Origin of the sequence: Sphingobacterium sp. HJSM2_6, assembly GCF_049316305.1 — a bacterium.
GTDB lineage: Bacteria > Bacteroidota > Bacteroidia > Sphingobacteriales > Sphingobacteriaceae > Sphingobacterium.
Window position 1 is genome coordinate 82,966 of sequence record NZ_JBMOXB010000001.1, and the last position, 14,566, is coordinate 97,531.

Below are 14,566 nucleotides of genomic sequence, written 5' to 3' on the forward strand. Positions count from 1 at the left end.
ATGAATGATGTATTAATTTCAACCGACTTTCAAATTCCCCAAAATCCTCCACCCATATATATCATTGGTGCCGGCAGTATTATTGAAGAGGCTCATTTACCTGCATACCGAAAAGCAAATTGGAAAGTGAATGGTATTTTTGATTTAAACGAAGAAAAATCTCTTCGATTAAAAGAATTATTTCAAATTCCTAAAAGTTACAATCTTTTGGAAACTATGGTCGCTGAAGCTCCTGAACAGGCTGTTTTCGATATCGCTGTACCTGCTTCTCAAATCGCCTCTATTCTCAATCAATTGCCCAATCACTCCAATGTCATGATTCAAAAACCGCTAGGTGAAACACTCCAAGAGGCCAAAGATATTCTGCGGATTGTAAAAGAAAAAGATATTCGGGCCAGTGTCAATTTTCAAATGAAATTTATTCCATCCCTGATAGCTGCAAAACGAATGATAGACGAAGGTCTTATTGGTGAATTGCATGACATAGAGATTCGAATGAATATATATCATCCCTGGGAAATTTGGGAATTCTTATTTGGAATTCCTCGTATGGAAATGCTATACCATAGCATCCACTATATGGATATCATCAAATATTTTTTAGGAATGCCTAAAAAAGTATATGCCAAAACAGTTCAACACCCTAAACAAATGCAATTATCTTCAACGAGATCCATTATCATTTTTGATTACCAAATGCCTATAAGAGCATTCGTGAATACCAATCATGGACATGATTTTGGACTTAAAAACCAAGATTCATTTGTGAAATTTGAAGGTACAAAAGGCGCAATTAAAGCTACCCTAGGTAAAAACATCAACTTTCCTACCGGCGAACCTGATCATTTTGAGTATTATCTTCAGGATGCTGAACCTCAAAAATGGATCACAGCAGCAGTTCCAGGCCATTGGTATCCCGATGCCTTTATTGCCAGCATGGCCGATTTGATGTGTGCCATAGAAAACCCACATGCAATACATGACACCAACATAATTAAAGCGTACGAGACTATGCAATTGGTCGAGGCTGCATATATATCCAATGATTTTGGTGGAACGGAAATCCCCAATTAACAACCGTATTAATCAAATCTAAATGAAAACCGTATTAAATAAATTCAGTAGGAAGATTACTGAAAATGATTCCCAACCAGGATCTAAAGCAATGCTCCATGCTGTTGGTTTGACAGAAATCACGCTGAAAAACCCTCAAATTGGAATCGCTAGTGCAGGCTATTCAGGCAACCCCTGCAATATGCATCTAAATGATTTAGCGGCTATTGTAGCCAATGAATTGCCCAGCATAGACTTAAATCCCATGACGTTCAACACCATCGGTGTAAGTGATGCGATTAGCATGGGAACCCAAGGGATGAATTTTTCCTTACCATCAAGAGACTTAATTGCAGATAGTATCGAGATGGTCATGGGCGCTCAATGGTATGATGGTCTGATTTCCATTATGGGATGTGATAAAAACATGCCTGGTGCAGCTATTGCTATGGGCCGATTAAACCGTCCAAGTTTAATGGTCTATGGAGGAAGCATCCATTCTGGAAAATACAAAGGCAACAAGCTTAACGTATTGACCACATTTGAAGCTTATGGGTCCAAATTAGCTGGTCAAATTGACGAAAATGAATTAAATCAAATCATAAAAAATGCCTGTCCTGGTGCAGGTGCTTGTGGTGGAATGTATACCGCAAATACCATGTCTTCTTCGTTAGAAGCTTTAGGCATATCCCTTCCATACAGTTCCTCCTATCCTGCGATAAGTCAAGATAAAAAAGAGGAGTGTAAACAGGCTGCACATGCGATCAAACACCTGTTAGAAATAGATTTAAAACCGCGAGATATCGTAACAGCGGCTTCTTTACGAAATGCTCTAACCGTAGTCATGGCTCTTGGTGGATCTACCAATGCGGTATTGCATTACCTCGCTATAGCTCGTGCTTTCGACCTGAAACTTAGCCTAGATGACATTCAACAGATTAGCAATCATACTCCTTATATAGCCGATCTTAAACCAAGCGGTAAATACCTGATGGAAGATGTTCACGAATGTGGTGGAACGCCTGCCATTTTAAAAATCTTATTAGAAGAAAAGCTATTGGATGGTGATTGCTTAACAGTTACCGGAAAAACAATTGCAGAAAATCTGGAACATATTACTCCTTGGGACAATAAATTTAACATTCTTGTACCGGTTCAAAAACCCATAAAATCAACTGGACACATACAAATTCTCTATGGAAATATAGCGCCCAAAGGAGCTGTAGCAAAAATCACAGGCAAAGAAGGCGAGTTTTTCACAGGCAAAGCAAAAGTTTTTGAAAATGAAGACAGTGCTGTAGAAGCTATTGAAGAAGGCAAAATACACGCTGGAGATGTTTTAGTCATTCGCTATGTGGGTCCGAAAGGAGGACCAGGAATGCCCGAAATGCTGAAACCAACAGCTGCTATTATGGGTGCTGGATTAGGTAATGATGTTGCCTTAATTACCGATGGTCGTTTTTCTGGGGGTACGCATGGTTTTGTGGTCGGCCATATCTCTCCAGAAGCTTTTGAAGGTGGTCCCATTGCCATCATTCAACAAGGAGATACCCTAACAATTGATATAAAAAATAACCTCGTAGAAATCAATTTGGAAGAGGCTCAACTCCAAGAACGATTGAAGCAGTGGATCGCCCCACATCCGCGTATCACAAGCGGTGTGCTCTATAAATATGCTCAAAATGTAACTTCTGCATCCATTGGTTGCGTGACTGATCTTCCATACGAAAGCTAGTAAAATAACATAAGACATTCACCTATAATTACTTGTGTTAATATAGGTGAATATCTTAGCTATAATTAAATCGAACTAATTAAGCATACTGCGGAATTTTCAACCACTCTCCGCCTTTTAAGGCAGATTGATGGGCTACAATCCCTGAAACTGTTAAGTTTAAGGCAAGTGGCATATCAATTAATGGTGGTCGATCTTCTAAAATGGATTTCACAAATTCATTGGTCAAATGACCATGTGATCCTCCGTGATGTCCCCCTTGAACGCTAGGCGGTAATGGTGGTCTTTTTATACTTGGAATATCTTTAGCTAAACCTTCAAATCGATTGTTATAGTATGAACCTTTTTCACCCCTAATACGACCAGCCTCTGCGCCAAATCCTGGGGTATCCCAACTTACAATCATTCTTGCAGTACCTTGTTCACTGGTTTTGAAAGTAGCGATCTCCGTACCAAATGAATTTTTATAAGGATTATTTTGGGGCTGAAATTGTTCTAATTTACTCGGAGTACCGACACAAGATACTTCTAGAAAACGCTGACCTGTTACACATAAATAATACCCATTAGAATGAGTTGGATACCACTGTGGAATAAGCCCATTCCGCCAATTATTGTGGCTTGCTAGTGGCGTTTCAAAAAAGTGATAATACTCTCCTTCCGCATAAATAATTCGTCCAAAATAATCTCGTTTATAAAGTTCACGCATGATGTGAACATCTTCATGGAATGCCGATGTTTCAAAAAGCATATATTTTTTACCACTTTTTTTCCAAACTTCATAAAGTTTATCCGCTTCATCTGTGGTCGCCCAAACTGCTGGCACTGCGCAGGCCACATGCAATCCTCGCTCCAAAGCCATAATCGCATGCTTTGCATGATTAGGAGCATCCGTCGCTAAAAAGACGGCCTCAATGTCTTTATCATTTTTCAACATTTCCTCTAAGGAGGCATAAGTCTTGTTACATCTAGCTGCTTCTGCCATTTCTTTTAAACGGTCAGGAAACAAATCACTTACCGCAACAACTTCAATATTAGGATGGTCTTGAAATCCGAAGGAGACGGCAAATTTACATACGCCATGCCCCACCAATCCTACTTTGATTTTTCGATCTGAAATAGGAACCCAGCCAATAGAGGTGCTAGGGTCGGTACTGATTTTTTCAAATCCAGCAATGGAAGTCAAGTCAATTTGATTGCTTACCGCGTTAGAGACCGTGTTTTTACCCGTACTACAGCCCATCTGTCCTAAACTTACGGCGGTAACCCCAAGGCCTAATTTTTGTAAAAATTTCCTCCTGGACTCTCCTGAAAAATGGTTGTCTTGCATCATATTATAATTTTGGTTGATCTATAAATGGCCTTTTTCAAGAGGTAGGTTTAAGAATATTCTTGAATTAGCCTAGGTTTAGTTTTAAAATTAACCATTATTAACCTAATAATCAAGTAAACGCATTGAATAATCCCCACTCCTATTTAAGAAATCAACTTACAAATGCAGTAAATTTCTATTTAAAAACCAAGTATTATTATCTTTGATGTGCTAGACATTCAGCACAAAAGATGAACTTAACGACCCCAAAAATCATGTATACATTTAGAGATGCTCTAATCGCTGATTTACCAAGAATCACTGAAATCTATAATAGCACTATAGCTTCTCGATTAGTAACTGCAGATACAGAATTAGTCACAGTCGAAAGTAAAAAACCGTGGTTTGACAATCATAACTCGGCAACAAGACCCATTTGGATGCTAGAGAATGAACAACAAGAAATTGTAGGATGGGTTAGTTTTCAATCCTTTTATGGAAGACCAGCCTATCAAGGAACGGCGGAGATAAGCATTTATTTAGATCCAAATTACAGATCTCAAGGTTTGGGTAAATACATCCTTCAGCATTGTATAGCCGAAGCTCCAAAAATGGGCATCAAGACATTATTAGGTTTTATCTTTGCACACAATACCCCCAGCATCAACTTATTTAAGAAATTCCAATTCGAAGAATGGGCATTATTACCAAACATTGCCAATTTAGATGGCATAGAAAGAAGTTTGAGTATCATGGGTTTACGCGTCGGTTAACTTCCAACGCAATCCCTACATACTCCAGTTAATACACAATTCACACTTTCCACCTCATAACCTGTCGGCACTGAAAAATGTACGGCTTCCATTAAACACTCTATGGTTTGACATGTTTTACATCGAAAATGAAAATGATTATCAGTAAAACTATTTTCATCACATTTCATGCATACCGCAAAATATTGCTTTCCATCTTCTGCAACTATTCGATGAACTAGTCCATCGTCGCAGAATCGGTTTAAAATCCTATATATAGTCGCCCTATCCATTTCAATAGCCAAACCTTGCTCAATTGCAATATGACTCATCGCTTTTCTATTTTTTATTAATAAGTCTAAAACGGCATCCTTGCTTGCAGTATTTCTTCTTTTCATACGAAATTCAATCAACTGCAAAGTTAATGCAAAAAAATCGCATTAATTTATTGCGATATTGTCGCGATAATAATATTAATGTTTATGTTTGTATAAACATAAATTTTAAATCATGAAAACAACAATTATAACATTAAGTAATTTATTTACATTAGCACTTGTTTTAAGCTTAAACAGCTGCAAGAACGGTAATCATGAAGGTATTGGAAAATCACAAGATACTATTGAACAATCGCAAAAACCAAGCTATTTTTATTTAAGACCCCAACTAGAAAAAATGTATGGATACACACAAGCCGTTAAAGTGGGTAATACCGTAAAAATAGGTGGAGTAATCAGCATGGATGATCAAGGCAAACCCTTGGGAACAGGTGATTATTTAGCACAAATGGAAAATTGCTATGCTAGTCTTTCCAAAATTTTAACGCATTATGGCTGTACCTTTGATGATGTTTACTTAGAAAATATTTACACCACTAGCATGCTAGATTTACAAAAAAATGCGCATTACCGTAGTCAAATCTATAAAAAACAATTCCCTACAGGCAGTTGGATTGGTGTAAAAGAATTAGGCTTGCCACAAATAATGATTGAAATTGAAATGGAAGCTTTAATTCCGGAATAACTTCGATAGCAATTAAAAGGACTAGCCTTAACTTAAAAATTTCAACTATTTCCTAGGTACTTATTACGAACGATGTATTGTATGGAAGTTATTGTTGATGTTTTGATTATAATGAGAAAATATACTGGATTTAGGTGTGGATATTCAAAAGATAGAACAATGAGAAATAGATTATACACTAGCTTTTAAAAACTGAAAAACGGCCGAAATAATTAAATAAATTTTAACATCAAACCTTTAAAATAAGCTTTAAATAAAAAGATATGAACGAAGAAAATACTATTTTTGATGTCATCATTATTGGTGGTAGTTATGCCGGCTTATCGGCGGCAATGTCCCTAGGAAGATGCCTAAGAAGAGTCTTAATAATAGACCATGGCCAACCTTGCAATAAACAGACCCCTCACTCTCATAATTTTATAACTCAGGATGGTGAAAAGCCATCGCTAATCGCTGAAAAAGCAAAAAAACAAGTGCTCGCTTACGATTCTATTCAATTCCTCAACGATGAAGCAATAGCGGTGCAAAGTATGGATAAGCACTTTATCATTAAAACAAAATCAACTAAAACTTTTACGGCAAGCAAAGTCGTGTTAGCGACAGGAATTAAAGATTTAATGCCCGACATTCCTGGTTTCAGCAATTGTTGGGGCATTTCGGTAGTTCATTGTCCATATTGTCATGGCTATGAAGCTAAGAACCAAAAAACGGGAATCCTAATGAATGGAGAAGTAGCCTTCCATATTACCCAGTTAGTATATAACTTAAGCAAAGATTTGCGAATTCTAACCAACGGTCCATCCAATTTTTCTAGCGAACAAACCCAAAAACTATCGTCTAAAGGCATTGAGATCATCGAGAAAAAAGTTCAAGAAATAACACAAGAAAACGGGGTCTTGAAAGCAGTTATTTTCTCCGATAATACATCCATCTCACTCGAGGTCTTGTACGCAAGGTTACCCTTCGAACAATCCAGTTCTATTATAAATCAATTAGGTTGTGAATGCAATGAACTTGGCTATTTAAAAGTCGATCAATTCCAAATGACTACGGTGAAAGGCGTTTATGCATGTGGTGATAATTCAAGCCCTATGCGATCTGTAGCAAATGCGGTCGCTTCTGGAAACTTAGTAGGCGCCTTGATAAACAAAGAATTATCTGAAGTAGCTTTCTAAAAAAATAAGGGGCATATCCAAACGATAGGCCCCTAATCCTTTTCTTAGTTTATAACGATCAATTAATTATTTCTAATCTTAATTCTTCTTCCATGTAGTGGGTTACCTTAGCAATGCTGTATTCGTAAGACAATGAAAATACATGAAATTTCCTACCAAAAGCTTCCTCAAGATAATAATGATTCGTATACCTAGGATTTCCATTTACTTGTTTCATCTCTAAATTCTTGTAAGGTTTAATCGTTAAAGAATTATCCGCATTGACTTCAATGATGATGGACGTATTTTCAATATGTTTCAAGGAATTTTCGAAAGTTTCAGTACCAGCTATCGTTCGAACTGTATTTTTTGAAAGCGGAAAAAATCTTTTATTTCCCGCCACCACCATATTGTTGGAAAGACCAGCCATGGTATAAAAATCATTCTTATTTTGCGAAGCATAATCATTCGCGATAAGCACTTGGTATAGAATGGTATTTTTCTTTTCATTTATTTCCAAAGCATCAGAACCTTTCGCTTTCAAAGCAATAAAGTAGGTTGAATCTGGAGATAAACCCTCTGGACGAATTTTTACAACGGTGCGTCCAATCCGTTCGCCTGCTTTTATCGTAATGGAATAATCTGAAATTTCATACTTGTCTTTAGAAAGTAATTTAGCATAGAGGCTTTCGTCCGCATCAAACAATGCCCAATTGTATTTATCAAATGGCTCTTTACTTTCCTCCAATTCAATCACTAAATCTTTATTGGTAGCATGTGTCCCTCCAGAAGAGGCCGCCAGATATCCAGTAACCTCTGAGCCAGTCAGTGGAACTACTTCTTGAAAAGTGTTATGATATTCACTACTGATTAATGCTACCACATTTTTATACATCTCTTTCTCAAAAATTTCGCCATCCTTGCATGAACTACACATCATAGCGATGGCCAGTAGGTTTATTAAACGAATGTTCATAATATTTCTAATAGTGTTTGATTAATAACCGGGATTTTGATCTAACGATGGCAATCTCCTCAATTCATCTCTTGGAATTGGCATCCAAATCAATTTTCGATTGACTTCCCTTGTTAAAAACGAGGATGTACCTGGAATTACCCGTTGATAATACGCTTCCTTAGTCGCTCCATCTGGATTCATACCACGGATAGGCTCTCGCTCCGTTTCTTCATAAATCCCCCAACGGCGGACGTCGTAAAACCTTCTGTTTTCCCATAAAAATTCAATCATTCGCTCTCTTTCTATTTGTTTTTGTACGATGCCAGGGTCGGCCAATTGACTCGCTGATAACCCTGGTAATCCCGCTCGATAACGGATACTGTTGAAAGAGTTCTTGATTTCTTCTAAATCTCGACTAATGGTATATGACTTTTCATTCAACTGAACCGTATGAGATCCAGTCAAATTATTAAGCGCTTCGGCATAGGATAACAGTATTTCCGCATATCGGATAATAACATATGCCTTATTCATTTGCCGAGCTCCCGTACCTTGAAAGGCATCCAAAGGATGATTATACTTTTTAATGACATAGCCTGTGATTGGATAATTCGGGGATGTAGCCGTGACCCCCCCACGTCCATCAGCATCTTGGTAATAATATTTAGCGGTGTAATTTTTTACCGAGCCACTAGACAAGGCTGGCCATACAGCTTCATTAAAACCTATTGAAGCATAAAACCGCATCTCCCGATTTGCATACATATTATAAACTCCAGCATTTAAAGGATAATCTGAAAAGTTGCGGGGCTGGGTAGTGAAACCAGTTTCTGAATAGTATCCATCTACTTTCGCTTCATCCTTGGTTCTACCATCATCCATCAAATAGGCATCTACAACTTTTTGAGTCACACAAAACCGACCCCATCCACCTAATGATGGAGGAAATGATCCCTTGTTTAAATACTCATTAATATATTTTGTGTTTCTTCCCCAAATTATTTCTGGATTAATGGCTGCTACCGATTCCCCCGTAAAAATATTTGAATACGATTTTAAATGATCAATTCCCATGGCCCCACTTGGATAACTTCCATAATAATTTGGATCAACAGTTACTCCTGTTGGTAAGCGCTTTGTTTTTAAATCTGATTCTACGGTATACAATTTATACCTACCCATATCCATTACACGCTTAGCTGCTGCAGCGGCGATTGCCCATCTTTTTTCATCATAATGTTGAGAAACATAATGTTGATCATCTGTTTTTCGCTTCCAAGACGAATAATACGTTTTGGCAACTTGTCCCCCATTAAACAATGGACTGGCATGTATTAACCGTAACCGAGCAACTAATGCCAGGGCTGCTCCTCGAGTTGGTTTACCAAAATCTAAGATGCCTACATCCTCCGACATAAATTGAGCCGCCTGTTCAAATTCTGTACAAATATATGCTACCGCTTCATCATACGTGGATCTAGCGCGATCGTAATAGGCTATGGTTTCATTTGTATTGATAACCTCATTCCCTACCAAAATCGGAGGGCCATAATCTATCAGTAAATTATAATAAGCATAAGCTCGAATAAACCGGGTAAAGCCTTCTATTTTTTGACGGTCTATACTTGTTAGATCCTGTGGGCGATCCAAATTATTGAGAACCAAATTGGTCTTCCTAATGATCTTATAAAACTTATTCCATTGATTCATATTAGGGCTACCATCTCCATAAAATACAGGTGAAATACGCCCTGTTGCAAAATCCATCCCGTAATACACATTGCTAGATCCACCTCCAGTTAAGCCGTTCAAAGCTTCATCTGTAGCCATTGGTCCTGGCGTAAATCCTAAACGAATTGTATTGGATTCATCAGGAAACATGGCTGCTGCTCCCCACATATATGCCTCCATATTCCTAGCATTACTGAACGCAGAATCTATATTAAATTCATCATCAAAATAATTATCGATATTTAAATAGTCTTTACAGGAACTTGTAAAATAGAAAATGGGAATTAGAACCATAATCTGAATTATTCGTATGATTATTGCATAGTATTTCATCTTATCAATCTTTTCTTTAATTAAAAATTAAGGTATACTTGGAAAGAATATGTAGAAGGAATAGGGTATTTTCTACCATTCCATACCGCTTGTTCAGGATCATAAATCTTTACCTTATCCCAGATATATAGGTTATTACCAACCAATTGAAGATCTAAGGAAGACACGCCAATTCTTTTCAATAGGTTTTTACTGAGGTGGTAATTTAGGGTAATCTCCTGTAGCCGTAAGTACCTGGAATCTCCTTGCCAAAAATCAGACAATTGACTATTATTGCTGTTGCTACCATATTGTAATCGGGGAAACATAGCATTTGGATTTTCTGCTAAAGACTCATCAATTCCATGTGCTATGGCATAATCCTTAGGGATCCATCGATTTGCGGGATCAGCTGCAAGAGTCAATACGTTTCCTAAAGGCCCTTCAAAAAATGGCATAAATCCTGTGCCATTTACTTTTTCCACATCTTTAACTTTTGTTTTTTGACCTACATTGAAGTAAGCAGTTTTTCCTGTCCCCTTAAACAAAATCCCCAAACTGAAGTTTTTATAAGCTATTTCTCCGCCGAACCCATACATTAATAAGGGATAATTACTATGGGTCAGGGGTACCATATCCAATTTATTAATCATCCCATCTCCATTCACATCCTTATATTTAATGTCACCAGGCAGCACTTCTCCAAATGTTTGTTTAGGGCTATAGTTAATATCATCCACATTACGGAATAAACCTAAAGATTGGAATCCACGGATAGAATTCAATGGAAATCCATTATATTCCAAGTATGGGTATTCTAAATAGGCCTGCTCCCAATTTTGAACTTTATTTTTTGAATACGTAAAATTACCTCGGAAAGTAAAGCCCAAGTCGCTAGCAATAGTTGTTTTATAACTGATATTACCATCCATTCCTGAACTTTCCATACGCCCAACATTCGCAAAAGGATTGGATACCGCCCCAACAAACTCAGGAACTTGAACACGTTGTTGAAAGATCCCATTCCGCTGATCATGGAAATAATCCAATACAAAGTCCAATTTATCATTGAACAATCGACCTTCAAAGCCAACATTAAATTTTATTGCTCGTTCCCATGCTAGATTATCTGCACCTATCCTTGTTTCATTGATAGTCTCAATCCCTGTAATACCCCAAATATCAACGTTATTGTTTTGGTTTACTTTAGTTAGGTATGGAAAACGATAATCCGAAATACGGTCATTCCCAACGGTACCATAGGATGCTCTTATTTTTGCATAATTTAACCAAGGTGCCGCCTGTTGAAGGAATTTATACCCTGTAGGCACCCAACCTAAAGCTATGGAAGGGAAAAAACCATATTGCCTGCCAGGTTGAAAATTTTCTGAACCTGTATATCCAAAATTGGCATCCAACAAATAAGTATCCTTATAACCATATGTAAAGCGACTGGAAACACCTTGATACCGAAGTGGTATTGCTTCTAAATTACTTTTAGAATCTTTACTATCCTTTTCATCACTGATGTAATAATAAATTAAAGCAGATGTTCTATGATCTTCCGCAAATTTGCGGTCATAATTTAATGCAGATTCTAAGAAATACTTTCTATACTGCCTGGTGTTACGTTCATAGATTGCTTTTTTTTCCTCCACAGAGCGAAACATAATCAAAGATCCATTGGCCGCTCTGCCTAATGCATTGTACAATGCCGGTTGAATGAATCTCTTTTCATCAAAATAACTTTTAATGTCAAAAGCACCTTGAACTCTGAATTTCAATCCTTCAATAAATGTTGATAAATCTTGATTTAAGGCTAAGGTAGACTTCCCTTGATATACTTGATCGGACGCTTTACCGGTTCTATTAATCATAACGTAAGGAGATGAACGGTCTTCACTCCCCCGGCCAGGTAATAATCCATTTGAATATTGGGTAGGAATGGATAAAGGTGTCAACCTGGATTGCGCGCCCCAAATATAATCCGTATTTGCAATGCCTGGTTGATCCAACTTAGATAAAAAACCATCCGAACCTAAAAACACTTTTGTAGATTTTGTAAGGTTAATATCCAGGTTTATTCTATAATTGTATGTTTTAAATCCTACGTTCGAACTGTATATGCTCTTTTTATCTACCTTATAAGCTGCAGCTTCATCTTTCGTACCAAGGCTCAAAAAATATCGAGCTACTTCGCTACCTCCTCTTCCACTCAAATAATAGCTACTTTTCCAAAAATTTTGGTTTAATATTTCCTCTTGCCAATTTACATTTGGAAATAAATCTGGATCCAAACCATCCCGAATAATTCCCATTTCTGTTTCATTATAGATCGGCGAATTACCACGTATGATATTTGCCTCGTTAGCTAATAAGGCGTAATCATAAGCTTCTAAATACTTTGGCAATCTATTTAAGTAGGATAAGGTAGTATTTGCTCTCGCCGTAATTTGAATGCGGTCAACCAAACCACGTTTTGTCGTTACTAAGACCACGCCATTTGCTCCACGAACACCATAAACTGCCGTTGCCGAGGCATCTTTTAAAATGGAGAAACTCTCGATATCTGCCGGATCAATGGTATTTAAATCTCCTTCCAATCCATCGATCAATACCAAAGCTTTATTATTAGAGCCAAAAGTACCAATTCCACGAACCCAGAAATCGGCAATGTTTTGACCTGGCTCACCACTTGTTTGCAAAGATATCACCCCTGCAGCTCTCCCTCCTAATAAATTGCTTATGGAAGGCGCTGGAGATTGCAAATCTTTCGCATCCACTGTCGTTATTGCGCCTACTGAACTTATCTTCCTTTGCACACTTCCTAAACCAACAACAATCACTTCATCTATTTGTGCATTATTTTCTAATAGATTTATCGTCAAATCATTGGTTTCTTCTACCACTAAATGTTCAAAAATCTGGTAACCTACAAAACTAAAGACTATTTTATCGCCATATGCTACTTTAATACTAAACTTACCGTCTTTATCACTGGAAGTGCCAATGTTTGCTTTGTCTTTAACATATATGGAAACATTAGCAAGAGGTTTCTGATCTGGACCAAGCACGTTCCCAGCAATAATAAATTGTTTTATTTCCTGCCCATAGCTGGTACTTAGTAAAAAGCAACATAGAAAGGAAAATACTAAGAGTTTAAATTTCATTATAAAGGTGATTATTCAATAACTAGTTTTCTGATTCGAGCGTTGTTCCAATCGGCGATATAAATGTCGCCTTGCTCATTAACGGCAACTCCCCAAGGTTGATTAAATAAGGATTCAACGGGACCTCCATCCTTATAACCTGACTTTCCGGGCTGTCCTGCTACGGTAGTCACCATATCATCTGCCGATACCATCCGAATACAATGATTTCCATAGTCGGCAACAAACATGTTCCCACTATTATCAAATTTGATATCCTTAGGATAATTAAAGAGTGCATCTGCCAATGGACCATCTCTAAAGCTACTTCCTCCAGGAGCGTTTAATCTTTTGAAACCTCCTGAACCATTAGGATCTCGCAAATCTAGCACTGAAATGCCTTGCCTATACTCGATTGGTGATGCATTGGAATGAAGCGTGATATACAATAACCATGGTTTTGCCGGATTAATAGCTTGACCATATTGCGATCCGATAGGTCCTTGATGCACAATGGTTGCTTGTAAGGTCTCTGGATTAATCTTTGCAATTTTACCATCTCGATACCGAGTATAAAGATGCTTGTTATAAGGACAATAGGTTATAAAATTTTTATAGCGATCTGCTTCTACGATAGAATTTAGATCCGAGCTGGAATATTTCATATTCTTTTGCCTAGGATACCAAGCTTCTCGAGGATCAAAGGTGAACATGACCTCCTTTACAGATTCATGCGAAGCTGTTAACATTCCAGTGGAACGGTCAACGGTTAATCCATTTGCAAATAAAATTCGATCCGTTGCGGTATTAGCTTCAATTAATGGTGTAACAATATTTTGTAACTCATTAATACGCGCTACGCCAAATGTTCCACCATCACGCCAAGACATAAAAATATTCCCTTCAGCATCTAATTCTAAATATTTACCATATACTTCAGCCTCCGATAACATTCCTGGTTTAAAACTCTTTACTCCATTTCCAGTTACCGTACTTACTTGCGCTTGGGTACGATAATTAAAAGTATTCTCATAACTCATGCTATCTTTGCCTACTACAATTGAAATTTTAGGATCTGCCCCGGGAAGTCTTGGGACTAGTGCATAAATACGATCGCCATTGGAAGAAATGAGGGTGGCCTGCGTTTTATTAAAAAAAACTTTAATTTTAGAAATATCGACACCAAAATTTTCACCGTCTAATAAAATTTTCTCCCGCGCACCTCCTTCTCTAGGAAAAAAAGAGGTTAAAACAATGGACTTGTTGGGATCATGTTCCTTACCAACAATCGATTCTTTTTGTTCGCAACTTGTTAAAACTACCAAGATTGCAACCATCAGATAAAACTGAGGTCGAAATAAAATCATCTGAAATGTGTTTAGTTAAT

At 37.4% G+C, this 14,566-nt stretch carries 11 protein-coding genes; 5 read left to right on the forward strand and 6 right to left on the reverse strand.

Annotation, left to right across the window (positions count from 1 at the left end):
• Together ACFRAE_RS00355 and ilvD are read left to right on the forward strand one after the other, a co-directional pair.
• Window positions 1–1,074 carry a Gfo/Idh/MocA family protein gene (locus ACFRAE_RS00355; protein WP_422795122.1) on the forward strand — a complete coding sequence of 358 codons (1,074 nt, stop codon included), beginning with the start codon at window positions 1–3 and terminating at the stop codon, window positions 1,072–1,074.
• A gap of 22 nt (window positions 1,075–1,096) precedes the next feature.
• Entirely contained in the window at window positions 1,097–2,788 is a 1,692-nt protein-coding gene (gene ilvD, locus ACFRAE_RS00360) for a dihydroxy-acid dehydratase (protein WP_422795123.1), read from the forward strand.
• Between the two features lie 79 nt (window positions 2,789–2,867).
• On the opposite strand, the gene ACFRAE_RS00365 is transcribed toward ilvD, so the two are convergent.
• Window positions 2,868–4,121, reverse strand: a complete 1,254-nt coding sequence (locus ACFRAE_RS00365; protein ID WP_422795124.1) for a Gfo/Idh/MocA family protein — start codon at window positions 4,119–4,121, stop codon at window positions 2,868–2,870.
• A 230-nt stretch (window positions 4,122–4,351) separates the two neighbouring features.
• Here ACFRAE_RS00365 and ACFRAE_RS00370 point away from each other — a divergent pair, with 230 nt between their 5' ends.
• Window positions 4,352–4,873, forward strand: a complete 522-nt coding sequence (locus ACFRAE_RS00370; RefSeq protein ID WP_422795125.1) for a GNAT family N-acetyltransferase — start codon at window positions 4,352–4,354, stop codon at window positions 4,871–4,873.
• Here the strand turns inward: ACFRAE_RS00370 and ACFRAE_RS00375 are convergent.
• Entirely contained in the window at window positions 4,870–5,250 is a 381-nt protein-coding gene (locus ACFRAE_RS00375; RefSeq protein WP_422795126.1) for a Fur family transcriptional regulator, read from the reverse strand. The genes ACFRAE_RS00370 and ACFRAE_RS00375 overlap by 4 nt on opposite strands.
• Before the next feature lie 112 nt (window positions 5,251–5,362).
• Between ACFRAE_RS00375 and ACFRAE_RS00380 the strand changes: the two genes are divergently transcribed.
• Both ACFRAE_RS00380 and ACFRAE_RS00385 read left to right on the forward strand, forming a co-directional pair.
• Window positions 5,363–5,875, forward strand: a complete 513-nt coding sequence (locus tag ACFRAE_RS00380) for a RidA family protein (RefSeq protein WP_422795127.1) — start codon at window positions 5,363–5,365, stop codon at window positions 5,873–5,875.
• Between the two features lie 263 nt (window positions 5,876–6,138).
• A complete protein-coding gene (locus ACFRAE_RS00385; protein WP_422795128.1) occupies window positions 6,139–7,050 on the forward strand; it encodes an NAD(P)/FAD-dependent oxidoreductase in 912 nt (303 codons plus the stop codon).
• 58 nt (window positions 7,051–7,108) lie between these two features.
• Here ACFRAE_RS00385 and ACFRAE_RS00390 read toward each other — a convergent pair whose 3' ends face one another.
• The 4 genes from ACFRAE_RS00390 to ACFRAE_RS00405 are packed head-to-tail and all read right to left on the reverse strand — an operon-like array spanning window position 7,109 to window position 14,546.
• Window positions 7,109–8,005 carry a BT_3044 domain-containing protein gene (locus tag ACFRAE_RS00390; protein WP_422795129.1) on the reverse strand — a complete coding sequence of 299 codons (897 nt, stop codon included), beginning with the start codon at window positions 8,003–8,005 and terminating at the stop codon, window positions 7,109–7,111.
• 21 nt (window positions 8,006–8,026) lie between these two features.
• Complete coding sequence (locus ACFRAE_RS00395) at window positions 8,027–10,051, reverse strand: RagB/SusD family nutrient uptake outer membrane protein (RefSeq protein ID WP_422795130.1); 2,025 nt, start codon at window positions 10,049–10,051, stop codon at window positions 8,027–8,029.
• A gap of 20 nt (window positions 10,052–10,071) precedes the next feature.
• Window positions 10,072–13,200, reverse strand: coding sequence for a SusC/RagA family TonB-linked outer membrane protein (locus tag ACFRAE_RS00400; RefSeq protein WP_422795131.1), 3,129 nt, complete (start codon window positions 13,198–13,200; stop codon window positions 10,072–10,074).
• Window positions 13,201–13,211: 11 nt separating this feature from the next.
• Window positions 13,212–14,546 carry an IPT/TIG domain-containing protein gene (locus tag ACFRAE_RS00405; protein ID WP_422795132.1) on the reverse strand — a complete coding sequence of 445 codons (1,335 nt, stop codon included), beginning with the start codon at window positions 14,544–14,546 and terminating at the stop codon, window positions 13,212–13,214.
• Between the last annotated feature and the right edge of the window lie 20 nt (window positions 14,547–14,566).